Genomic DNA, 22168 nt, shown 5'->3' on the forward strand with positions numbered 1-22168 from the left:
TCGAGCTGTTCTCCTTGAGCTGTAACAGGCGCGCACGCTCACCAGAGCGGCGCGTATCTGCTTGTGGCTTGAGGCTTGCAGTTACCAGCTCAGGCGACGATCCAGGCTGGCCCGGCCTTCGTCCAGCCACCGTGCCCCGCGCAATACAGGTGCGATGGCCGCATCCTTCTGCACCTCTACCCTTAGCTGAGCCCGACGTCCAGGCAGGTCGGCGTCGAGGCTGGCCTGGTGCTGGCCGGCCAGGTTCAGGTGGCCCAGCAGCCGCCAGCCCTGGCGGCAGTCCATCTGCACATGCCCCTGCCCCAGCGCCAGCGACCATGGCGCGCTCAGGGCCAGGTCGGTGACTTCGAGCCGCCCCTGCGCGGCCTGGCAGCGTCGATTGGCGCCGCGCAGGCGGATACTGCCTTGCCACTGTCCGACGATGCGGTAGTTCGCCTCGACCGTGCGCTGTGGCTGGAGCGCCTGCAGCTCGACCTGCCAGGCCCACGGCCAACCTGTGGCCTGCGCTTGCCAGCCCTGGCCCTGAAAGCCGAAGCGGGCGATTGCCTCGGCGCGCCAGGGCCGCCAGTCCCAGTGCAATGGCCCAGCCATGCCCAGTCGTCGTGCCTCGCCGTGCCACAAGCTGCCGCTGACCTGCTCGGCGGGCAACCCAAGGGCGCGCACCACCCAGGCCGCTGGCAACTCGACCAGCACCGTCAGGCAGAAGACCAGCAGCAGCCAGCTACCTTGTCGCCAGCTCATGGTTGCACCAGCAGTTCGAAACGCAGCGTGCCTGCGTGTTGCTCCAACCCCCACTGCACGGGCCTGGCGCCCTCGCCTTGCAAGGCTTGCAGCCACTGCTCCAGCTGTTGGGCCGTGGCGACCTGGCCACGCACGCTCCAGGCCTGGCCCTGCGGCTCGACCTCGCTGATCGTCACCTGACGCGCCTGGGCCGATCCATGCAGCCGTTCCAATGTCAGCGCCGGGCCTCGTTGCAGCTGCGCGGCGGTCGCGGCCAAGGCCTGCCACTGTTCGCGTGCTCGCCAGCAGCTCAGCCCCTCGCGCACGGCCAAGTAGGCGAGCAGCACGGCGATCAGCAGCGCAGCGAGCGGCATGCGATAGCGTATCCAGTACTGGCGCATCATCATGCACCCTCCAGGTCGAAACTGACCTGCCAGGGGCCCGTCGTGGCCTGCGCACGGACCTGATGCAGCGCCCCGACACGGCTGGCCATGGCCTGCCAGTCGGGCGCCTGGCCTTGTCCTTCCAGGCTCAGGTGCCAGCTTCGGCCATCGAAGCGTGCCGCGCGAAGGTGCCAGTCGGCATGCTGGTCCAGCCATTGCCGCAACTCGTCCTGCAAGCCTTCGAGCCGGCGCAGCCGGACCTGGCGTTCATCCAGTTCGGCCTGCAGACGTCGAAGCGTCAGGGTCGCCTGGCGCGCGCTGTCCTGCTTGCCGGTGACTGCCGCCACCTGGGCCTGGTAGAGCTGCACCTGGCGCCATTGCTGAACGCCCCAGATGGCGCCCCACAGCAGCACCAGGGCCAGGCAGGCCGCGACCATCGGCCATTGCCCAGGGGCAAGGCGCACGCCTCGGCGCGCACGAGCCCGGCGTGGCTGGAACAGCAGTGGCAATTGCTCCAGCCTGGCCAGCGGTCGCGGCCACAGGCCATCGATCGACCGGGCCTGGAGCGTCGGCCAAGGCGCTGGCGGAACGCTGGCCAGCCCAGTCGGCCATGCCAGCCAGTGCTCCTGGCCTTGGAGATCCTGCCCGCGCAGCAGGTCCGCCCCGTCCCCCCGGTGCCAGTGCCAGGCGTGCCCAGGCAGCGGTTCGGGCAGCAGCTGGAATTCCGCCCAGCAACCTGCCGGCGTCAGTCCCCAGTCCGCGCAGCGTGCCTGCCAGCGTTGCAACAACGCTCGTTCGACCACCAGTAGCTGCAACTCGCTGCCCCGGCGTGCCAGGCAGGCGCAGTGCACCTGGTCGTCGGCCTGCAACAGCTGTTCCTCCAGCAGCGTGGGCCACGCCTGCGCCTTGAGCTTCGCCGGAGCCTGCTGCCGGAAGCGACTGCAGGCCAGCGCCGGGATCACCAGTACCACGCAGGCTGAGCCAGCGGCCGGTGGTTGTCCCTGGCCGCTGGCGAGCACCTCCCCAGCCTCGACCCGCAGCCAGTCCCAGGCATCGTCATGCAGGCCCGGACGCAGCAGCAGCCAGGCACTGGGGCGCGGTTTGCGCCAGTCACGCTTCATGAACGCCCCCAAGGCAGCACGAAGGTACAGACATAAGGTGCTCCATCACGTACCAGTTGCAGGCGCACGCCGCGATCGGGGTGCGCCAGTTGATCGGCGGGCCAGCCTAGCCAGCGGCTGCCCTGGTAATAAAGGAAATCCACCGCGCTGACCCGCTCGAGCTGCTCGCGCAGGCGCCAGCGTGGCAAGCCGGCGGCATACAGGTCCGCCGAGCTTTCCAGCAGCAGCCGCTGCCCGCGTGCATCGAAACGCAAGCGCTGGCGTTGCAGGCGCGAGCCGCCTTCGGCCTGTGGCCAGGCAGACGCCGAGACCCAGGAAAGCTCGTGCCGATCGGCCTGCCAGTCGAGCCAGCGGACCGGCAGCGGCAGGCGCTGTTCATACAGGCGGCGCAGCACCGGGCTGTCGAAGCGGCGCTCCAGCGCCAGGCAGAAATCGCTCACCGAGCTGCCTTGGGTCGAGGCGTCCAGCCGCTCGCGCACGACCAGCCAGCCATGCACCAGCGCCGCGAGCAGCAGGCCGAGCACCACGGTCAACGCCAGGGCAACCAGCAGTTCGATCAAGGTCAGTCCGGCCTGGGAACGTCTCATGGTCGCACCAGGAAGACGTTGTACTGGCCCAGTGGCCGGCGCTGGTCGCGATCGGCATGCAGCAGCAGCTCGCCACGCAGCAGGTCGTGCACCCCGGTCCTGCGCAGTTGCAACCGCCAATGACAGTCCTGGCTGCCCTGCTGCAGGAGGCCGCTGCCCTGGCCATTGGCCGGCCAATAGCGCTCGACGACGAAGCGCGCCTGCAGTTCGCGCGCGCACAGCACGCCCAGACGATGCTGTTGAACCGATTCCTGCACGGCCAGGCGCTGGCGCAGGACCTGGCTGGTGATCACCGCGAGCAGCGCGGCGATGCCCAACGCGACACTCACTTCCAGCAGGGTGAAACCCGCCTGGCGGCGCTTGCCCGTCATGGCATGGGCTCCAGGCGCAACTGGCCGCCACGATTCCACTGCCAGCGTTGCCGTCCTTGCGGCCAGCGCCATAGCACCTGGCCGCAAGACGCCCAGCCGTCGGGGGTGAACACCAGTTGTACCGCCGCGCTACCCGGCCAGTCCGGCCGCAGCGTTGCGGGCCAGTCACCGAGGCCCACCGCCTGGACCACCCAATCCCGTCCGTCATGACGGACGAACTCCGGCCGCTGGCCGTTCCAGCGCAGGCCGCGCAACTGCCCGGCATGCCGGGCCAGCGCGGCCTGCTCGCGGGTCAGGCTCGCCAGGCGAACCAGCGCCTGTTCGGCACGGCTCGCGCCGCTGTCGAGCCAGGCCACGCCAAGCCCGGTCATCAGCCCGGCGATGGTCAGGACCACCAGCAGCTCGAGCAAGGTGAAGCCGCGCTGGCCAGCCAAGCTTCACAGCTCCCAGTTGCCAAGGTCGGCGTCCTGGCCCTCGCCACCAGGCGCGGCATCGGCGCCCAGCGAGTAGACGTCCACCCGGCCGTGCTCGCCGGGCATGCGGTACTGGTAGGGCGTCCCCCATGGATCTTCCGGCAGCCGGCGAATGTAGCCGTCGCTGCGCCAGGCGCGTGGCAGCGGTGCCTGCTCGGGTTTCTTCACCAGGGCGGCCAGCCCCTGCTCGCTGCTCGGGAAGCGCAGGTTGTCCAGGCGATACATGTCCAGCGCCTGCTCCAGCGTGGCCAGGTCGGCCATGACCTTCTGGCGCATGGCCTTGTCCTGGTTGCCGAGCACGCTGGGGGCGACCACGGCGATGAGCAAGCCGATGATGAAGATCACCACCATGATTTCCATGAGGGTAAAGCCGCGCTGGCGCGCAAGCGAGCGTCGCATGAGAGGTCTCCTGGTCACAATTGCAGACCCTGGTTCAGTTGCATGATCGGCAACAGCACCGCCAGCACGATGAACAGCACCACGCCACCCATCACCAGGATCATCAAGGGTTCGAAAAGCGCCATGGCAGTGTCCACCTGGCGTGCAAAGCCGCGCTCCTGGTCTTCGGCGACACGCTCGAGCATCTCCGGCAAGGTGCCACTGGCCTCGCCGCTGCCGACCATGTTCACCAGCAGGGGCGGAAACTGCCCGCTGGCGTCCAGGGCCCGGTGCAGGCTGATACCGCCCTGCACCTGTTGACCCACCTGCTCCAGGGCCAGGCGGATGCGCCGGTTGCCGACCGTGGCGGTGGCCACCTGCAAGGCTTCGAGCAAGGCCACACCGCTGCCGACCAGAATGGCCAGGCTGCGTGACAGGCGCGCGCTCTCCAGCACCTGCAGCAGCAGGCCAATGCGAGGCAGGCGCAGCAGCAGCTGGTCGCGGCGCAGGCGCCAGTGCGGCTCGCGCAGCAGCCAGGCGGCCAGCCCGCCCAGCACGAGGATGGCCAGCGCCAGCCAGGGGCCGGCCATGACCAGGGCCTGGCTCAAGCCGATCAGCACAGAGGTGATCAACGGCAGGCTTTGCCCGGCATGGGCGAACTGCTCGGTCAGCTTCGGCACCACGAAGGTCATCAGGCCCACCACCACCGCCAGCGACACGCCCATCAGCACCGCGGGGTAGATCAAGGCCGTGCGTGCCTTGTGCTGCTGGCGCTGGACTTGTTCCAGGTGGTCGGCCAGGCGCGCCAGCACCGGTGCCAGGCGCCCTGAGCGTTCACCGGCTTCGACCAGAGCGCAGTACAGTCCGGTGAATGGCGCGCCCTGGCGCGCCAGGCTGCGGGCCAGGCCAAGGCCCTCGGCGAGCGAACCACGCAGCCGGACCAGCACGGCCTGCAAGGCCGGCTGGCGCAGTTGTCGCTCGAGAGTCGCCAACGCATCGACCAAGGGGATTCCCGCACCGACCAGGGTGGCCAGCTGGCGGGTGAACTCGCACAACTGCGCGCGGCTCAGGCGCTGGCGCCGCGGCTGCACGCCATCGTCCTGCTGGCGCTGCAGTTGTCTGGCGAACAGGCCCTGGTCACGCAACAGCTGGCGGGCGTGTCGCTCGCTGTCGGCCTGCAGGCTGGCCTTGTGCAGCTTGCCGGCAAGATCGAGGGCCTGGTAGCGGTAGGTCGGCATGTTCAGCTCTGCACCACGCGCAGCACTTCGGCGAGGCTGGTCTGGCCATTGGCCAGGCAATCGCCGGCCATGCCCAGCAGGCTCTGCCGACGCTCCGCCAGGTAGGCCTGCATCGCTTGCTCGCTGCCTCCTTCGTAGAGCAGGCCGACCAGCCCGGCATCCAGTTCGACGAATTCGTACAGGCCGAGCCGGCCGACATAGCCGCTGCCTTGGCAGTGTTCGCAGCCGACCGGGTGATGGCTATGACCGAGCGCGGCTAGCGCCGGCCACAGGCGGCGTTCGGCGGCGAGCAGCGGACGGGCTTCGGCGCACTGGCACAGACGGCGGACCAGGCGCTGGGCCAGCACGCCGCGCAGGCAGGAGGCGATCAGGAACGGTTCCACGCCCATGTCGCGCAGTCGGGTCACGGCGCCCACGGCGCTGTTGGTATGCAGGGTCGACAGCACCAGGTGCCCGGTGAGACTGGCCTGCACGGCGATCTGCGCGGTTTCCTGGTCGCGGATCTCGCCGAGCATGATCACGTCCGGGTCCTGGCGCAGGATCGCGCGCAGGCCGCTGGCGAAGGTCAGGCCGGCGCGCGGGTTGATCGCGGTCTGGCCGATGCCGGCGATGGCATACTCCACCGGGTCCTCGACCGTCAGGATGTTGCGGCTGCCATCGTTGAGGCTGTTGAGGCTGGCATAGAGCGTGGTGGTCTTGCCCGAGCCGGTCGGGCCGGTGCTCAGGACGATGCCGTTGGGCCGCGCCAGGCAGTCGCGCAGCCCTTGCAGGACGGCCGGTGGCATGCCCAGGTTGTCCAGCGCCAGCAGGCTGGCCTGCTTGTCCAGCACACGCATGACCACCCGCTCGCCATGGATGCCAGGCAGGGTCGAGACCCGTACATCGACCTCGCGTCCGGCGGCGCGCAGAGTGATGCGGCCATCCTGCGGCTGGCGCTTCTCGGCGATGTCCAGGCGAGCCATGACCTTGATGCGCGACACCAGCATGGCTGACAGCGCTCGTGGCGGACGCAGCACTTCGCGCAAGTGCCCGTCGACACGCAGGCGCACCACCAGGCTTTGCTCGAAGGTCTCGATGTGGATGTCCGAGGCACGCAGGCGCAGTGCCTGGCCGAACAGGCCGTTGATCAGGCGGATGACCGGGGCTTCGTCATCGCTCTCGAGCAGGTCCTCGATGCGCGGCATCTCGCTCATCAGGCTGTCCAGGTCGACCTGCTCGCCGATCCCTTCGATCAGCGCCGCGGTGGAGGCTTCGCCAGCCTGGTAGAGCTGGCCCAGCAACTGGTCGAAGGCCTGGTCGTCGAGCTGGGCGATGGCTCGCGGCTGGCCATGGACGCGCAACAGTTCCTGCAACTGGTCGCTGTCGGCATCGCCGCGCAGCCACAACTGCCAGCCTTCGCCGTCGGCTGCCATGGCCAGGCCTGACTGGCGCGCCAGGCGATAGGGCAGGATCACCAGTCACCTCCTTCCAGCCGTGCCCGGCTTGCCGGAAAGACTTTCAGCAATGGCGTGGCCTCGTCGCCGCCGGGCAATTGCAAGGCAGTGGTGCGTTGCAAGTGGCGGTACTTTTCCTGGCTGAGCCCGGCCAGGCTCGGGCCGTCGCGCAGGATCTTCGGACGGATGAAGACCATCAGGTTCTGCTTGGTGCCACGGCTGCCGTCGGAGCGGAACAGCCGTCCGAGGCCGGGAATGTCGCCGAGCAGCGGCACCCGCTGGCTGCTGGTGCTGAGCTCATCGCTGATCAGGCCGCCAAGGATCACCAGGCCATTGTCTTCGACCATGACCTTGGTCTTGATTTCGCGCTTGTTGGTGATCACGTCGCTGGCCGAAGCGGTGTCGGCGATCGACGAGACTTCCTGGATGATGTCCAGACGCACGCTGTTGTCGATGTTGACCTGGGGCTTGATCCGCAACTTGACCCCGACCTCCTTGCGCTCGATGGTCTGGTACGGGTTGGCGTTGTTCTGGGTCACGGAGCCGGTGACGAACGGCACTTCCTGGCCGACCAGGATCGACGCCTCGGCATTGTCCAGGGTCAGCAGGGTCGGCGTGGACAGCAGGTTGAAGCCGGTCTTGCCCTTGAGCGCGTTGATCAGCATGGCGAAGTTGAAGCCTGAGCCGAAGTGCCCGATGCCTGCCGTGGCGCCAGCGGTGCTGGCCAGCAGCTGGCCCAGTTCGCTGTTATCGCCGCTGGCGGCCGCCCCGGCGATGCTGGCGATGTTGACGCCGTTGCTGCCGAAATTGACCACACCGGCACCGAAGCGCTCGTCGGCGAACAGCCACTGGACGCCAAGCTCCTCGGCACGGGTATCGGAGACTTCGGCGATGATCGCTTCGACCATCACCTGCGCGCGGCGGATGTCGAGCTGCTCGACGATGTTGCGATAGGCCGCCAGTTCGCTGTCCGGGCCGACCATCACCACGGCATTGGTGCCTTCCTCGTATTCCAGGCGGATGCCCGCGTCGCTGGCCGGCAGGGGTGCCGCCGGCTTTTCCTCGCCTTCGCCCTGCGTCACGGGCGCCGTACCCTCCTGGCCGAGGCCACGCAGCACCTTGACCACCTCGGCGGCATTGGCATGGCGCAGGTAGATCACCTGGGTATTGCTGGCATGGCTGGCATCGCCAGGACGGTCGAGCTGGGCCAGCAGCGCGCGGACCCGTTCGCGACTGTCGGCGCTGCCGCGTACCAGCAAGGCGTTGCTACGCGGATCGGCGACCACTTGCGCGGTATCGCCGCCTTGCTCCCGGGCCAGCAGGCGGGTCACCAGCGGCGCCGTGTCGGTGGCGCTGGCATGGCGCAGCGGCATCACCTGCATGGGCTCGTCGCTGACCTGATCGAGCTGGCGCAGCAGGCTGTCGATACGCTCCAGGTTGCTGCGCCAGTCGGTGATCACCAGCAGGTTCGCCGCAGGATACGGCGTGATCACGCCGACCCGCGGGTCGACCAGGGGCTTGAGGATGCCCAGAAGCTGTTCGCTGGCGGCATTGCGCACGCTGAATACCCGCGTGGCCATGCCATCGCTGCCCTCGCCGCGCTGGCCGGCGGTTTCCACTGGCACAGGCTCGAGCCGGGCCGCCTGGTCGGGCACGATCTTGACGTTGCCGTTGGGCAGGTCGACGGCGGCATAGCCCTGGGCGCGCAACTGGGCCAGGAAGATGTCGTAGATGGCATCGGCATCATGGCGATCCACCGTGCGCACGGTGACCTTGCCCTTGACGCGCGGGTCGACGATGAAAGTGGTGCCGGTGATGCGCGAGACGCTGTCGATGAACTCGCCCAGCTCGGTGTCGACGAAGTTCACCTCGTATACCGGTGTGCCGGTCTCGTCGAAGATTTCAGGCTCCTCGGCCTGCGCCGCCGAGAACAGCAGGCCCAGGCTCAGCAGACCAGCCAGGCAGTATTTCGCGCTCATCATTCATCCTTGCCGCTTGAAGCCGCTCACGGGGGGCCGTGCCGGCCAGGGCAGGCGTTCGCGCCGCCCCTGGTTGTCGAAAACCAGGCCATCGCTGTCGATGTCCTGCAACACGATGCCCGGCGCCAGGCGTTGGCCCCGGCCGAGCGTGCGAACCTGCTGGCCATGGCGCAGCACCACCACCGAGGCGCCCAGCGGCTCGGCCTTGAACCCACCGAGGTAGGTCAAAGGCAGGCGGGTCAGGACGATGGCGTCGTGGTCCACGGCTGGCTGCCAATGACCACTCATCAACCCGGGGGGCGGCGTCTGGCTGGCCGGCTCGGCGTGCGCCGGCAAGGGTTGGCGAGCCAGCTGCAACACGCACTGCGCGGCGAGCCAGGCCGCCAGACCCAGCCACAACCCTGGCAACAGGCGCGCACCGAGGCTCAAGCGGCCACCTGCCGTGGGTGCCAGCCGGGATGGCCCTGCACATAACGCACCTGCGGCGTCTGCAGCGGCGCCAGTTGCCATTGCCGGGGCTGGCGTACCAGCCAGCCTTCGACACGTTGCCACAAGGGCTCTCCCGCGCCGGGATCGAACTGCAGGCCGAAGGTACGGCACAGCCCTTGGGCCGGCTGCAGGCCGGCGATGCGCTTGCCGCCCGGACTGTAGCTCACCTGCCAGTCCTGCCCCTGCCAGCGCGGCAAGTCCTGGCTGTTGTCCAGCAACAGGGGATCGCCGAACAGCTGCTCGGCGGCGTTTTCCAGGACTTGCTCGACCTGGCGGGCCGGTGCATCGACCACCGGCGCCGCATGGCTACCTGTCAGGCAGATCAGGTGTTCGCGGGTAATGGGTTCGCCCGCGCGCAACGGATAGTCGTAGCGCAGGCCCGGCAGCAACACCGGCATGCTGCTGCCGTCGGCCAGCGCCTGGTGCAGCAGGTTGTCCCAACTGCCTCCGCGCGTATCGCGCCGCCACAATGCCTGCGGCGCATACGCCAATGGTTGGTCGAGCCAACCGGCATGACCGGCGCGCTGCTGCTGCAGCACACCACGCAGCTGGCTGGCACGGGCCTGCATCGCCGGGGTCAGCTGCTGCTCGAAGGCCGGATGAAAGCGCGCCTGGAACCGCCACGCGCCAGCTACCTGTTGGCAGCGCAGGCGGAACACGCCACAACCCCGGCAACCGGCGAACAGCACCGGCACCTGGCGACCGCTGGCCTGGCTGGCCATGACCGGCGCTGGCCAGAAATCCTGCCCACGCGCGCACAGCAGCACATCGACTTCAGGAACCCGCTCGGCCAGCCACAGGCCCGGCCCGGAGCCGACATCGGCCAGCGCCACCACCAGGTCGGCCTCGCGGCGCGCCTGCTGGAACACTGGCAGCAACGCTTGATACCACTGCTTGAGCGAGGCGCTCTGGTCCTGGGCGTAGGGGTCTGTCACACCGACCACGGCAATGCGGATCCCGGCGCGCTCGAAGATCCGCAGGCCTTCGATGCCTAGCGCCCTGGCCTGCTGCGCAGCGAGGCCGGCCCCGAGGGTCACGGCCGTGGCCTGGCGATACAGGCCCGCGCAACGCTGTGGCCAAAGCACGCGCTCGTCGCTGCTGACGCGCACTTCGCTGCCTAGCAGCTGGCTGCCCTGCACACCGCTGTCGCCCTGGGTCAGGTAGGCCAGGCCGCTGCCGTTCCAGCCCTGGCCGTTTTCCAGGGTCAGGCAGTTGCCGGCTCCTGCCTCGCCACGCAACTGTTCGGTCAGCGCCGCCAGAACCGCATAGCCGCCCAGTCTGGCCGAGCCTGACTGGGCGACATCGAGCAAGGGAGCCAGGGCTGGATGCCCGGCACTGGCGGCGCTGCCGGTCATCCAGGGCGCCCGACCCAGACGACTGACCGGCCCGAGCCGGGTGGCGGGCACCACCGCCTGGCCAGGCAAGCGCGCATCGAGGGTATCGGCGATATACAGCAGGTCCAGCGGTGCGCCATCGCCAGCGCCTGGCCTGGGCAGCGCGGAACAGGCGCCGAGCAGCGGCGCCATCGCACCGATACCCAGCCAACCGATTACATCCCGCCTGCGCATGTTGCTTGCCATTGCCCCGCCATCCCTATCCGAATCACTGTGGGCCCGGATATTGCGGCGCGGGTATTACAGTTTAATGGCGGATATCCGACAACCATTCCAAATGGGTCTTTACATAAAAGCTGTAAGAACCGCTTGTTTTAAAGACGCTTTAACATTTCTGCCAATCAATCATCATACTTGCGCTCTAAAGTCGCGGTTTCTTCCAACTCAGCCAACCAACAAGGACACCCTGATGAGTCGAGAAACCGGCGATAACCTGGATCGCAACCTGAGCGGCAACCTGGCGATGGCCAGCGTGATGGACGCCTACCTCAGCCGCCGCTCGGTGATGCGCGGCAGCCTGGGCGCGGCCATCGCCATGATCGCCGGTACCGGCCTGACCGCCTGTTTCGATGGCGGTGGCGGTTCCGATCACGATGATCCGGTCACCGAGCCTCCGGTGACCGAACCGCAAGAGCCGGCGCTGCGCCTGGGCTTCGATTCGATTCCCGGCTCGCGCACCGATGCCTGCGTCGTCGCCGCCGGCTACAGCGCCTATGTCCTGGCGCCGTGGGGAACGCCGATCAACAGCAATGGCAGCCCATGGAAGGCCGATGGCAGCAACACCTCCACCGACCAGGCCAATGCCATGGGCATGCACCATGACGGCATGCATTTCTTCCCCATCAACGGCAGCGCGGAAGACGGCCTGCTGGCGATCAACTTCGAATACATCGATGCCGACGCCCTGCACCCGGACGGTCCGACCACCGACGCCAACGGCAATCGCCCGGTCGAGCAAGTGCGCAAGGAAATCAATGCCCATGGTGCCGGCGTGGTCCGCCTGAGCAAGGTCAACGGCCGCTGGCAAGTGATCGACAACGATCCGCTCAACCGACGCTTCACCACCGCCACGCTGATGGATATCGCCGGCCCACTGCGTGGCTCCGAGCACGTCAAGACACGTTTCTCGCCGGACGGCACCCGGGCACGCGGCACCAACAACAACTGCGGCAACGGCTATACGCCGTGGGGGACGTACCTGACCTGCGAAGAGAACTGGCCAGGCATCTTCTTCAATACCGGCACCCGACCGGCCGACCAGAGCCGCATCGGTGTCGGCACCTCCAAGGGCCAGTACCAGTGGGAAACCGCCGCAGGCGATGCCAGCGAAGTGGATGACGAATTCGCCCGCTTCGACGTGACACCGCGCGGCGCCAGCGCCACCGAGGACTACCGCAACGAGGCCAGCACCTACGGCTACATCGTCGAGATCGATCCCTACGACGCCAGCACCCTGGCGACCAAGCGCACCGCCATGGGCCGCTTCCGTCACGAGGGTTGCTGCCCGGGCCTGCCGGTAGCCGGCAAGCCGCTGGTCTGGTACATGGGCGACGACTCCAACAACGAGTACCTGTACAAGTTCGTCTCCGACGCAGTCTGGGACCCGGCCGACGCCACCCCGTCCGACCGCCTGGCCACCGGCGCCAAGTACCTGGACCAGGGTAAGCTCTATGTGGCGCGCTTCAATGCCGATGGCACAGGGGTCTGGCTGTTGCTGGACGTCGGCACCGTGACCCGTGACGGCAGCACCCTGGGTGCCCTGTACGGCGACCTGCCAGGCATCATCCTGCATACCCGTGGCGCTGGCGATGCCGTCGGCGCGACGCCCATGGACCGCCCCGAATGGACGGCGGTGAACCCGCTCAATGGCGATGTCTACCTGACGCTGACCAACAACAGCGCGCGCACCCCGGACAAGGTCGATGCCGCCAACCCGCGCGGTCCGAACCGCCACGGCCACATCATCCGCTGGCACGACAGCGACGATCAGCTGAGCTTCACCTGGGACATCTTCGTGTTCGGCGCCAACGCCTCGGGCACCGCGGACATCAACCGCTCCGGCCTGACCGAACTGAACCAGTTCGCCAGCCCGGACGGCATGAGCTTCGATAGCCGCGGGGTGCTCTGGTTCGAGACAGACAACGGCGAATCGAGCGTGACCAGCTATACCAACGACCAGCTGCTGGCGGTCATCCCCAGCGAACTGGTGGATGCCGCCGGCAATCAGGTCCCGATCAACGCGCAGAACCAGGTCGACCTGCGACGCTTCTTCGTCGGGCCCAATGGTTGCGAGGTGACCGGCATCGCCTTCACGCCGGACAACAAGACCCTGTTCGTCAACATCCAGCACCCGGAGAACTGGCCATACACCGACAAGGCCACCGATGCCACGCCTGCCGGCAGCAAGGTTCGGCCACGGGCCTCGACGGTGGTGATCCAGCGTGACGATGGTGGCGAGATCGGCATCGCCTGATCGCTCTGCCCTGCCCCACCGTCGGTGCTGTGAGCACGGCCACTGGGCCTGCAACATCACCGACGGTGCTGGAAACAAAGGCCAGCCGACCCGAACGCCCACCGATGACGCTGGATGCATGGCCCAGGCAGCCCTATCACTGCTGGTCTCTCCTAAAAGGATATTCAGCGGTACTTCTGAAACACCCCACTAGAACGGCATCGGTTCGCGGCTGCTGACCCGCACCTGTTGCGCCGGCACTCTAGCGTGCCATTGCACCACGCCCAGGGCTTGCACCTGAAAAACGCTGCGCATCGTCCGGCCGTCCTGTTCGAACGACAGCTCCAGCCGATAGTGCCCACCATTGAGCAGCAGGCTCTGGCCAAGACGCGCGAAGGTTTCGTCATCCACCGCACCTAGCGCCTGGCGCAGCGCCGCGGCGTCGGTGTATCCAGACGCCGGACGTCCAGTGATGATGCGGCTGAGCAACGAACGTGGATACCGTCCTTCGTACAGTGCCTCGAGCAGCGGCAGGTGCTCCAGACCCAGGGCGTTGGCGTTGAGTTGCCAGCGGGTCGTCTGGGGCAAGGCGCAGAGCAGGGGGTGGCGCGCCTGCCGGGCCGGATCGGGCTGCAACAGGAGGTTGAGTTCGCTGGTATCTATCATCGGCTGGTTGGCCGCGAGCCGCGCCGGCACCTGGCGCAGGTACTGGTCGCTGTCGGCGCTGTCCAGGCGCGCCTGGCCGTCACTGTCCAGCCAGTCGGCCAGCGCATTGACCAGGCGCGAGGCGGCCATGTCGTCGCCCAGCAGCAGGCGCAGCTGGCGCTCGGCCCGCTCGCCATCCTCGCCCAGCAGCGCGTTGACATTGAAGCAGGTGTGCTGGTCGCGCACCCGAAGCTGCGCCGTGCCGTCGCCGAAGTCATAGCGTAGCGGCTGGCCACGCAGGGCTTGCCAGAACAGCGGGCTGGCACGCCAGGCCGGATCGCGCAAGGCCTGTTCGGCATAGGCCAGGCCGGCCTGCTCCATGGCGCGCACCTGGACCCGCTGCTGCTGCAGGCGAACATCGTCGACCTGGCGGCGACCATCCTCCACCAGCCAGGCGAGCCCGGCTGCCAGCAGGCCCAGCACCACCATGACCATGAGCAAGGCAGCGCCCCGCTGTTGCCTGCCTGCCATCTCCTGCCCTCCTTCATCTCTCGAGCGATCAGTCAACACCGCACCTGTTGCAGCAAGATTGCAATGCGGTGACGGTCACGCGCCCGTCATCTGCGGCAGGCAGGATTGCCGTTCTTTCAATGACTTCGGAGTATTTCCATGGGTGGTATCGGTATCTGGCAGTTGCTCATCGTATTGATGATCGTGTTCCTGCTGTTCGGCACCAAGCGTCTCAAGGGGCTGGGCAGCGACGTCGGCGAAGCGATCCAGGGCTTTCGCAAGTCCATGGGCGGCGACGCCGATGCTCCTTCCGGCACGGTCCAGGCCCAACAGCCGCCACTGACCAGCCAGGCCGCCCAACCCACCCAGATGGATCGGCAGGCCTGATGTTCGAGATAGGCTTCACCGAAATGATCCTGGTGGGCATTGTCGCCCTGCTGGTGCTGGGCCCCGAACGCTTGCCGGTCGCCTTGCGCGCGCTGGGCCGCACGCAGGGCCAGGCACGCCGGACGATGAACGCACTGCGTGCCCAGGTGGAACGGGAGATCGACCTGCCAGCACTGGATGCCGCTGCGCTGCCACGGCTCGAGCAGGAGCTGCGCCAGGGGATCGACCCGGTCGCGCGGCCGGCCAATGAGCCGATCGGTGTCGGCCAAGCCCGGGAGCACTTGCGATGAGCATTGCCCTGGACTCGGCGGCGCGGATGCCGCTGACCGAACATCTGCGCGAGCTGCGCAAGCGCCTGGTGCGCTGCCTACTGGCGGTCAGCGTGCTGTTCGCCGGCCTGTTCCCCTTCGCCCAGCCCCTTTATACCCTGGTCTCCGAGCCGTTGCGCCGGTTCCTGCCGGAAGGCACCAGCATGATCGCCACCAGCGTGACTTCGCCGTTTCTCACGCCATTCAAGCTGACGGCGATGTGCGCGTTGTTCCTCGCCATGCCCTTGTTGCTGCACCAGGCCTGGGGCTTCATGGCCCCGGGCCTGTACCGTCGCGAACGGCGCATCGCCCTGTCGCTGTTGGCTTCGAGCATCATGCTGTTCTATGGCGGCATGGCTTTCGCGTTCTTCCTGGTGTTTCCGATGATGTTCGGCTTCTTTGCCAGCGTCACTCCCGACGGCGTGGCGATGATGACCGACATGGGTTCGTACCTGGATTTCATCCTCGCGCTGTTTCTGGCTTTCGGCCTGGCATTCGAGATCCCGGTGGCGACCTTCATCGTGGTCTGGGCCGGGCTCGCCGACGTGGCGACGCTGCGCCGCAGCCGACCGTACGTGGTCGTCGGATGCTTCGTGGTAGGGATGATTCTGACGCCGCCGGATGTCTTCTCGCAAACCATGCTGGCCGTGCCGATGTGGCTGCTCTTCGAACTCGGTCTGCTGGCCTGCCTGTGGGCTCGCCCCGGCGCGACAGCCCGGCAGGACCCGCTTCCCACGAAGGTAACGCTCCGCGATTAAACCGGCGCGCATCACTGTCCATGCTGGTCGTTCCCTGAACGCAGAGACTGCCTTATGAACGACCAGCAAGCCTCCACCCCGCAAACCACGCCGTCACTGCACAGCACCTTCGCTGTGCAACTGCTGAAAAAAATGGCTGCGCGCGTCAGCGAGCAACATTTTGCCGTGCTGCTGCAATCTTCGATCGGTACCGGTCATGCCCAGTCCGACTTCCTCGAGCTCAGAACGGCATTGGCGCAGGATACCCTGGTAGCGCCTCGCTATCGGGTCAGTGCCGAAAGCCCTCCTGTCGCGACCTATGAGCCCACCGAAGACGTCATCGTCGTCAGTCGCCAGGCCATCGACAAGGCCCTCGAGCAACCTGAAGCCAGTTTCAACCTGCTGATGGCCTTGATCGAGGCATTCGCTTCGTACCTGGACAATCTGCTGCGGCGCCCCACTGCCGACCGCTCGGCCGAGGATGCGCCTACGCTGGCGACACACCTTGCGCAGGATGCGCAAGTCCGCTTCGCCAGGACGCTGCTGTTCTACAACGACCCGGTCGGGGTCGGTACCGTCTTTGCGACCTATGCCCGTTCGGCGAACGATGACCCCGTGCAGGTGTGCCTCGCCGCGCCTGAACCGAGCGTGGCGGCGCAGCAGGACAGTGGCGCGGACGAAGAACAACACCAGCGAAAGAAACGCTTCGCCGCCGGCCACGGTGATGAACATGCGCGCGCTTCGTTCGGCCATGCTTCGATCACGGACACGTTGAAGGAGGTCGGGTTCGACCAAGCCCAATGCCGGGCGATCTATTTTGGCAACTGGCTGCGCGACTATTCGCAGCTGATCGACCCGAAGATCGTTCGCCCCGCTCAAGATACCGTGCTCGACGCAGAAAACCTCCAGCGCCTGCTCGAGGGTGGCTTGCCACGCCTGCCGCGCGCCAGGCTCACCGCTGTCGTCGACCTGTTGGCGCTAAAGGCCTTCCATGACCTGCAGCGCACCCCGCAGGCACGTGAGGCCTACAGGGTGACTCCGCAGATGCTGGGGGTCTACTGCGCCCACGAACACATGGACAATCCGGTCACCCTCGACAGCAATGCCATCGATCCCAGAAAGATAGACCCCGCCTTCGCGCCATTGATGCTTCCCGGGGACCCGCGCAACAGCCTGCTGCCCAAACGTTCGATGAAGCGCTACCTGCGCAGGTCCATGGCCTACATGCAGAAGAAGCTCCTCGCGGCGCGCAAGGACGGACCGACCCCGGCGGGCATGCGCTACTTCGGCGAAGCGCTGCATGTGCTGGAGGACTATTTCGCGCATTCGAACTTCGTCGAGCTGTGTCTCAAGCGGATCGGTCACGACGAGATACTGACATGGACCACGAAGATCGAATCGAGAGCTCGGTCGAAACATGAATGGCCACTGGTGACCGGCATGTTCGGCACGCTGGATGTCGTCAGCAGCGTGCTCGATCCCCTGGCCAAGCATCTCTACCCTGGAGCGATCCAGAGTACCAAGGCGCTCAAGCCGGGCGAGCGGGACGCTTTCGACGAAATCATGCTGATCCTGCTGGAGGACCAACAGTTGCCATGGCTGCGCGGCTCATACGAGGTGTATCTCAAGGCCCGCGACCAGTTGGCAGAAAACTGGATCTACCAGCTCTATGCTTCGGTGCGCAATACCGTCGAAGTGCCAGTCAACATCCTCCAATACGCCGGTGGCCTGATCAGGAAACCTTTGCTCAAATGGGCTGGCGACCATATCGCCACACTGCAGGTCCATCTGGACGAGGACCCCAACCATGATCCCGAGGCCCATGTCACGCACTCGCAATTGTCCAAGGATCACGATACCCATCCGTTCCACACGCTGGCCGTGGAGCTTGCCAGGCTAGCCGTAGGTCAAGTGGGCCAGGCGATGTTCGATCACTGGAGCAAAGGCGGCGAAGGGGCCGACGACCCCGCTGAACTGGCCAAGCGCTTCATCGTCCATCCCAACGATTCGGATTGGTGGCTGGCGCCCGTCACGCGCTGGGCACGGGAACACCCGGAACAGGTCGAGCAAGGCAAGTCGATCGAGGCGCTCAGGGCCTTGCAAAGCGCCGAGCTGGACAAGGTACGCCAGGAGCTTGCGCAGGCGCTGGAGGCAACGGAACGGCACATCGAACAGATCGAGCAATTGACAGGCGTGAGTTTCCTGGAAGTCACCTACGGAGCCGATATCGGGCCGATACCGATCTGATCAGCAACAAAGGTCTGTGGCGAAGCCCGATGAAGGCATCGCCACGGCGCGAAAGGTCAGAAATCGGCCAATCGCCATAGCTCGTAAGCAGGCGTCTCATAGGGATGGCTCTGCTTGAGTGCATCGACGACCTGGGCGAGCAGGTCGTCAGCCACCACCAGCTCCACCTTCCACTCCTCGACGAACTCTACCTGCCCGGTCTGCCCGATGAACGGCTGGCTGCCATCCAACGGACGAAACTGGCCCTGGCCGAGCGTCTGCCAGGCACAGTGGTCGTAGTCACCGATACGTCCGCCGCCTGCGGCAAACACGGCGGCCTTGACCACTTCCACATGGCTCGAGGGGACGAAGAAGGCGAGCTTGTGCATCAGTTCACCCAGACCCGGGCATTGCGGAACATGCGCATCAATGCGCCATCCTCCTGCCACTCGTCAGGCCGCCAGGAGTTCTGCACGGCACGGAACATCCGCTCCGGATGCGGCATCATGATGGTCACCCGGCCGTCGCGGCTGGTCAGGCCGGTGATCCCGCGTGGCGAGCCGTTCGGGTTGGCCGGATAGGCCTCGGTGACCTTGCCGTGGTTGTCGACGTAGCGCAGGGCCACGCAGCCGGACAGGTCGGCCTCGAGCAGAGCCTGCTCGCTGGCGAACTCGGCATGACCTTCACCGTGGGCGATGGCGATCGGCATGCGCGAGCCGGCCATGCCTTCGAGGAAGATCGAGTTGGACTTCTGCACTTCGACCATGGCCACGCGTGCCTCGAACTGCTCCGAGCGGTTGCGCACGAAGTGCGGCCAGTATTCGCTGCCCGGAATGAGCTCGTGCAGGTTGGACATCATCTGGCAACCGTTGCAAACACCCAGGGCGAAACTGTCGGTGCGCTCGAAGAAGGCCTGGAACGCGTCCCGGGCCCGGGCGTTGAACAGCGCCGACTTGGCCCAGCCCTCGCCGGCACCGAGCACGTCGCCATAGGAGAAGCCGCCACAGGCGACCAGCCCCTTGAACTCGGCGAAATCGACCCGCCCGGCCAGGATGTCGCTCATGTGCACGTCGATGGCGGCGAAGCCGGCGCGATCGAAGGCGGCAGCCATCTCGACCTGGCCGTTGACGCCCTGCTCGCGCAGGATCGCCACCTTCGGACGGATACCCTTCCTGATGTACGGCGCGGCGATGTCCTCGTTGACATCGAAGCCCAGCTTGACGCTCAGGCCCGGATTGTCTTCCTCCAGCAGCGCATCGAACTCCTGCTCGGCGCAGTCGGCGTTGTCGCGCAAGCGCTGGATCTGATAGCTGGTCTCGGCCCACTGGCGCTGCAGCAGACGGCGCTGGTCGTCGAACAGCACCTGGCCATTGAGGCTGATGGCAATCTCGCCGTTGTTGACCGGCTTGCCGATCACCGCGACGCACTGCTCGCCCAGGCCAGCGGCGCTGAACTGCGCCAGCACGCTCGGGGTCGCGTCCTGGCGAACCTGGATGACCGCGCCCAGTTCCTCGTTGAACAGGATGGCCGGCACTTCGCCCTGACTGTCGGTCAACGGGTCGAGGTGCAGGTCGAGGCCGCAATGGCCGGCGAAGGCCATTTCCAGCACGGTGGTCAGCAGGCCACCGTCGGAACGGTCATGGTAGGCCAGCAGGTGGCCATCGGCATTGAGGCCCTGGATCACCGCGAAGAACGCCTTGAGGTCCTCGGCATCGTCGACGTCCGGGGCCTGCGCGCCGAGCTTGCCATAGGTCTGGGCAAGGATCGAGGCACCCATGCGGTTCTTGCCGCGGCCCAGGTCGATCAGGATCAGGTCGGTCTCACCCTTGTCCATGCGCAGTTGCGCAGTCAGGGTCTGGCGAATGTCGACGACCGGGGCGAAGCCGCTGACGATCAGCGACATCGGCGCGGTGACGCTCTTCTGCACGCCCTGTTCGCTCCACTGGGTCTTCATCGACATGGAGTCCTTGCCGACCGGGATGGTCAGGCCCAGCTCCGGGCACAGCTCCATGCCGACCGCCTTGACAGTGTCGTACAGACGGGCGTCTTCACCCGGGTGGCCGGCGGCGGACATCCAGTTGGCCGACAACTTGATGTCGGACAGCTTGTCGATGCGCGCGGCAGCCAGGTTGGTCAGGGTTTCGCCGATGGCCATGCGGCCGGATGCCGGGGCGTCCAGCAGCGCCAGCGGGGTACGCTCGCCCATGGCCATGGCTTCACCGGTGTAGACGTCGAAACTGGTGGCGGTGACGGCGCAGTCGGCCACCGGGACCTGCCACGGGCCGACCATCTGGTCGCGGGCCACCAGGCCGGTGATGGTGCGGTCGCCAATGGTGATCAGGAAGCTCTTGCTGGCCACCGCCGGGTGGCTCAGCACGCGCTGCACGGCGTTGTCCAGGTCCAGCCCGCTCGGGTCGAAGTCATCGCCCAGCTCGGCTTCGCGGGTGACCGAGCGGTGCATGCGTGGCGGCTTGCCCAGCAGCACGTCGAGCGGCATGTCCACCGGGGTGTTGTCGAAATGGCTGTCGGTGACGGTCAGGTGCGGTTCCTCGGTGGCCTCGCCGACTACCGCGAACGGGCAGCGCTCACGCTCGCAGATGGCCTTGAAGCGCTCGAAGTCGACGGCACTGACCGCCAGCACGTAGCGTTCCTGCGACTCGTTGCTCCAGATCTCGTGCGGGGCCATGCCCGGCTCGTCGTTGGGCACGTTGCGCAGCTCGAAGCGACCGCCGCGGCCGCCGTCGTTGACCAGTTCGGGGAAGGCATTGGAGATGCCGCCAGCACCAACGTCATGAATGAAGGCGATCGGGTTCTGCTCGCCCAGCTGCCAGCAACGGTCGATGACCTCCTGGCAACGGCGTTCCATTTCCGGGTTCTCGCGCTGCACCGAGGCGAAGTCCAGGTCCGCCGAGCTGGCGCCGGTGGCCACCGACGAGGCAGCGCCGCCGCCCAGGCCGATCAGCATGGCCGGGCCACCGAGCACGATCAGCTTGGCGCCGACGGTGATCTCGCCCTTCTGCACATGCTCCTGGCGGATGTTACCCATGCCACCGGCCAGCATGATCGGCTTGTGGTAGCCGCGCACTTCCTCGCCACGCGGCGTCTCGATGGCCTGCTCGAAGGTACGGAAGTAGCCAGTCAGCGCGGGACGGCCGAACTCGTTGTTGAAGGCGGCGCCGCCCAACGGGCCTTCGACCATGATGTCGAGGGCGTCGACGATGCGCTCCGGCTTGCCGTAGGCCTGCTCCCACGGCTGCTCGAAGCCAGGGATGCGCAGGTTGGACACGGTGAAGCCGGTCAGGCCGGCCTTGGGCTTGGCACCGCGCCCGGTGGCGCCCTCGTCGCGGATCTCGCCGCCGGAGCCGGTGGAGGCACCGGAGAACGGGGCGATGGCGGTCGGGTGGTTGTGCGTCTCGACCTTCATCAGGATGTGCACCGGCTCCTGCACCGCGCCATACTGGCGGGTTTCAGGGTTCGGGAAGAAGCGACCGGCGACGTTGCCGACGATCACCGAGGCGTTGTCCTTGTAGGCCGACAGCACGCCTTCGCTGTGCATCTGGTAGGTGTTCTTGATCATCCCGAACAGGCTCTTTTCCTGTGCCTGGCCGTCGATGTCCCAACTGGCGTTGAAGATCTTGTGCCGGCAATGCTCGGAGTTGGCCTGGGCGAACATCATCAGCTCGATGTCGTTCGGGTTGCGCTGCAAGCCCTGGAAGGCCTTGACCAGGTAATCGATCTCGTCTTCGGCCAGGGCCAGGCCAAGGTCGACGTTGGCCTGGGCCAGCGCCGCGCGGCCACCGCCGAGGATGTCCACGCAGGTCATCGGCCGCGGCTGGGCATGGCTGAACAGGTCGGCGGCCTGTTCCAGCTGGCCCAGCACCCGCTGGGTCATGCGGTCGTGCAGCTCGGCGGCGACCTGCGCCGCCTCGGCCTCGGACAGCTCGCCGGTGACGTGATAGGCGATCCCGCGCTCCAGGCGCTGGATGTTGCCCAGACCACAGTTGTGGGCGATGTCGGTGGCCTTGCTCGCCCAGGGCGAGATGGTGCCGAGGCGCGGCACGACCAGGAACAGCCGCCCGGCAGGCTCCTGCACCGGTACGCTAGGGCCGTACTCGAGCAGACGCCCCAGCACCTGCTGCTGGTCGGCGGTCAGCTCGCCGTCGACCTCGGCGAAGTGGGCGAATTCGGCATACAAACCAGTAACAGCGGGGACTTTCTGACTCAATTGCTCGAGTAGCTTACCGTGGCGAAAGGCAGAAAGGGCAGGAGCGCCGCGCAGGATCAACATCGTCGGGACAGCCTCAGGAAAGGGTGTGCTTGGAGGCCGCGCATTCTAT

The 22168-nt window shown here is 66.7% G+C and carries 20 protein-coding genes; 5 read left to right on the forward strand and 15 right to left on the reverse strand.

Going from position 1 to position 22168, the window contains the following annotated elements:
- Window positions 1–81 precede the first annotated feature (81 nt).
- Genes ACY8GK_RS11125 through ACY8GK_RS11180 form a run of 12 tightly spaced genes read right to left on the reverse strand, consistent with a single transcriptional unit; the run spans window position 82 to window position 10752 of the window.
- The gene (locus ACY8GK_RS11125) at window positions 82–741 is read right to left on the reverse strand and encodes a hypothetical protein (protein WP_462401279.1); all 660 of its coding nucleotides are present in this window, start codon (window positions 739–741) and stop codon (window positions 82–84) included.
- Entirely contained in the window at window positions 738–1124 is a 387-nt protein-coding gene (gene gspM, locus ACY8GK_RS11130; RefSeq protein ID WP_462403013.1) for a type II secretion system protein GspM, read from the reverse strand. The genes ACY8GK_RS11125 and gspM overlap by 4 nt, the downstream gene beginning before the upstream one ends.
- Entirely contained in the window at window positions 1124–2224 is a 1101-nt protein-coding gene (gspL, locus tag ACY8GK_RS11135; protein WP_462401280.1) for a type II secretion system protein GspL, read from the reverse strand. The genes gspM and gspL overlap by 1 nt, the downstream gene beginning before the upstream one ends.
- Window positions 2221–2811: a prepilin-type N-terminal cleavage/methylation domain-containing protein gene (locus ACY8GK_RS11140; protein ID WP_196177779.1), complete on the reverse strand. Its 591-nt coding sequence runs from the start codon at window positions 2809–2811 to the stop codon at window positions 2221–2223. Before ACY8GK_RS11140 ends, gspL begins: the two co-directional genes overlap by 4 nt.
- Window positions 2808–3182, reverse strand: a complete 375-nt coding sequence (locus tag ACY8GK_RS11145) for a type II secretion system protein (protein ID WP_462401281.1) — start codon at window positions 3180–3182, stop codon at window positions 2808–2810. The genes ACY8GK_RS11140 and ACY8GK_RS11145 overlap by 4 nt, the downstream gene beginning before the upstream one ends.
- Window positions 3179–3616: a type II secretion system minor pseudopilin GspH gene (gspH, locus tag ACY8GK_RS11150; protein ID WP_196177783.1), complete on the reverse strand. Its 438-nt coding sequence runs from the start codon at window positions 3614–3616 to the stop codon at window positions 3179–3181. The genes ACY8GK_RS11145 and gspH overlap by 4 nt, the downstream gene beginning before the upstream one ends.
- Before the next feature lie 3 nt (window positions 3617–3619).
- Window positions 3620–4054: a type II secretion system major pseudopilin GspG gene (gene gspG, locus ACY8GK_RS11155; RefSeq protein ID WP_196177785.1), complete on the reverse strand. Its 435-nt coding sequence runs from the start codon at window positions 4052–4054 to the stop codon at window positions 3620–3622.
- 14 nt (window positions 4055–4068) lie between these two features.
- The gene (gene gspF / locus ACY8GK_RS11160) at window positions 4069–5271 is read right to left on the reverse strand and encodes a type II secretion system inner membrane protein GspF (RefSeq protein WP_462401282.1); all 1203 of its coding nucleotides are present in this window, start codon (window positions 5269–5271) and stop codon (window positions 4069–4071) included.
- 2 nt (window positions 5272–5273) lie between these two features.
- Window positions 5274–6722 (reverse strand): GspE/PulE family protein, encoded by a 1449-nt coding sequence (locus ACY8GK_RS11165; protein WP_196177889.1) that lies wholly within the window; start codon window positions 6720–6722, stop codon window positions 5274–5276.
- Window positions 6722–8683 carry a type II secretion system secretin GspD gene (gene gspD / locus ACY8GK_RS11170; RefSeq protein ID WP_462401283.1) on the reverse strand — a complete coding sequence of 654 codons (1962 nt, stop codon included), beginning with the start codon at window positions 8681–8683 and terminating at the stop codon, window positions 6722–6724. The genes ACY8GK_RS11165 and gspD overlap by 1 nt, the downstream gene beginning before the upstream one ends.
- A gap of 3 nt (window positions 8684–8686) precedes the next feature.
- Complete coding sequence (locus ACY8GK_RS11175) at window positions 8687–9112, reverse strand: pilus assembly protein PilZ (RefSeq protein WP_196177791.1); 426 nt, start codon at window positions 9110–9112, stop codon at window positions 8687–8689.
- Complete coding sequence (locus ACY8GK_RS11180) at window positions 9109–10752, reverse strand: bifunctional UDP-sugar hydrolase/5'-nucleotidase (protein WP_462401284.1); 1644 nt, start codon at window positions 10750–10752, stop codon at window positions 9109–9111. The genes ACY8GK_RS11175 and ACY8GK_RS11180 overlap by 4 nt, the downstream gene beginning before the upstream one ends.
- 223 nt (window positions 10753–10975) lie before the next feature.
- Here ACY8GK_RS11180 and ACY8GK_RS11185 point away from each other — a divergent pair, with 223 nt between their 5' ends.
- Entirely contained in the window at window positions 10976–13039 is a 2064-nt protein-coding gene (locus tag ACY8GK_RS11185; RefSeq protein ID WP_462401285.1) for a PhoX family protein, read from the forward strand.
- A 189-nt stretch (window positions 13040–13228) separates the two neighbouring features.
- Here the strand turns inward: ACY8GK_RS11185 and gspK are convergent, their stop codons facing one another.
- Window positions 13229–14194: a type II secretion system minor pseudopilin GspK gene (gene gspK, locus ACY8GK_RS11190; protein ID WP_196177797.1), complete on the reverse strand. Its 966-nt coding sequence runs from the start codon at window positions 14192–14194 to the stop codon at window positions 13229–13231.
- Window positions 14195–14332: 138 nt separating this feature from the next.
- Here gspK and tatA point away from each other — a divergent pair, with 138 nt between their 5' ends.
- From tatA to ACY8GK_RS11210, 4 genes are read left to right on the forward strand one after another with little or no spacing between them, the layout of a single operon-like run.
- On the forward strand, window positions 14333–14560 hold the full coding sequence (gene tatA / locus ACY8GK_RS11195) for a twin-arginine translocase TatA/TatE family subunit (protein WP_462401286.1): 228 nt from the start codon (window positions 14333–14335) through the stop codon (window positions 14558–14560).
- Window positions 14560–14850, forward strand: a complete 291-nt coding sequence (gene tatB / locus ACY8GK_RS11200) for a Sec-independent protein translocase protein TatB (RefSeq protein ID WP_462401287.1) — start codon at window positions 14560–14562, stop codon at window positions 14848–14850. Before tatA ends, tatB begins: the two co-directional genes overlap by 1 nt.
- Window positions 14847–15626, forward strand: a complete 780-nt coding sequence (tatC, locus tag ACY8GK_RS11205) for a twin-arginine translocase subunit TatC (protein ID WP_462401288.1) — start codon at window positions 14847–14849, stop codon at window positions 15624–15626. The genes tatB and tatC overlap by 4 nt, the downstream gene beginning before the upstream one ends.
- Before the next feature lie 54 nt (window positions 15627–15680).
- Complete coding sequence (locus ACY8GK_RS11210) at window positions 15681–17852, forward strand: HET-C-related protein (protein WP_462401289.1); 2172 nt, start codon at window positions 15681–15683, stop codon at window positions 17850–17852.
- Between the two features lie 56 nt (window positions 17853–17908).
- Here the strand turns inward: ACY8GK_RS11210 and ACY8GK_RS11215 are convergent, their stop codons facing one another.
- Together ACY8GK_RS11215 and purL are read right to left on the reverse strand one after the other, a co-directional pair.
- Window positions 17909–18220, reverse strand: a complete 312-nt coding sequence (locus ACY8GK_RS11215) for an NGG1p interacting factor NIF3 (RefSeq protein ID WP_462401290.1) — start codon at window positions 18218–18220, stop codon at window positions 17909–17911.
- Window positions 18220–22119, reverse strand: a complete 3900-nt coding sequence (purL, locus tag ACY8GK_RS11220; RefSeq protein ID WP_196177808.1) for a phosphoribosylformylglycinamidine synthase — start codon at window positions 22117–22119, stop codon at window positions 18220–18222. Before purL ends, ACY8GK_RS11215 begins: the two co-directional genes overlap by 1 nt.
- Window positions 22120–22168 lie beyond the last annotated feature (49 nt).

It is taken from the genome of Pseudomonas sp. Marseille-QA0332 (assembly GCF_054950175.1).

Bases quoted from the DNA above. Each gene is read 5' to 3' on its own strand.
- ACY8GK_RS11125 (WP_462401279.1), bottom strand. From the start codon at position 741: ATGAGCTGGCGACAAGGTAGCTGGCTGCTGCTGGTCTTCTGCCTGACG.
- gspM (WP_462403013.1), bottom strand. From the start codon at position 1,124: ATGATGCGCCAGTACTGGATACGCTATCGCATGCCGCTCGCTGCGCTG.
- gspL (WP_462401280.1), bottom strand. From the start codon at position 2,224: ATGAAGCGTGACTGGCGCAAACCGCGCCCCAGTGCCTGGCTGCTGCTG.
- ACY8GK_RS11140 (WP_196177779.1), bottom strand. From the start codon at position 2,811: ATGAGACGTTCCCAGGCCGGACTGACCTTGATCGAACTGCTGGTTGCC.
- ACY8GK_RS11145 (WP_462401281.1), bottom strand. From the start codon at position 3,182: ATGACGGGCAAGCGCCGCCAGGCGGGTTTCACCCTGCTGGAAGTGAGT.
- gspG (WP_196177785.1), bottom strand. From the start codon at position 4,054: ATGCGACGCTCGCTTGCGCGCCAGCGCGGCTTTACCCTCATGGAAATC.
- gspF (WP_462401282.1), bottom strand. From the start codon at position 5,271: ATGCCGACCTACCGCTACCAGGCCCTCGATCTTGCCGGCAAGCTGCAC.
- gspD (WP_462401283.1), bottom strand. From the start codon at position 8,683: ATGAGCGCGAAATACTGCCTGGCTGGTCTGCTGAGCCTGGGCCTGCTG.
- ACY8GK_RS11180 (WP_462401284.1), bottom strand. From the start codon at position 10,752: ATGGCAAGCAACATGCGCAGGCGGGATGTAATCGGTTGGCTGGGTATC.
- ACY8GK_RS11185 (WP_462401285.1), top strand. From the start codon at position 10,976: ATGAGTCGAGAAACCGGCGATAACCTGGATCGCAACCTGAGCGGCAAC.
- gspK (WP_196177797.1), bottom strand. From the start codon at position 14,194: ATGGCAGGCAGGCAACAGCGGGGCGCTGCCTTGCTCATGGTCATGGTG.
- tatA (WP_462401286.1), top strand. From the start codon at position 14,333: ATGGGTGGTATCGGTATCTGGCAGTTGCTCATCGTATTGATGATCGTG.
- tatB (WP_462401287.1), top strand. From the start codon at position 14,560: ATGTTCGAGATAGGCTTCACCGAAATGATCCTGGTGGGCATTGTCGCC.
- tatC (WP_462401288.1), top strand. From the start codon at position 14,847: ATGAGCATTGCCCTGGACTCGGCGGCGCGGATGCCGCTGACCGAACAT.
- ACY8GK_RS11210 (WP_462401289.1), top strand. From the start codon at position 15,681: ATGAACGACCAGCAAGCCTCCACCCCGCAAACCACGCCGTCACTGCAC.
- ACY8GK_RS11215 (WP_462401290.1), bottom strand. From the start codon at position 18,220: ATGCACAAGCTCGCCTTCTTCGTCCCCTCGAGCCATGTGGAAGTGGTC.
- purL (WP_196177808.1), bottom strand. From the start codon at position 22,119: ATGTTGATCCTGCGCGGCGCTCCTGCCCTTTCTGCCTTTCGCCACGGT.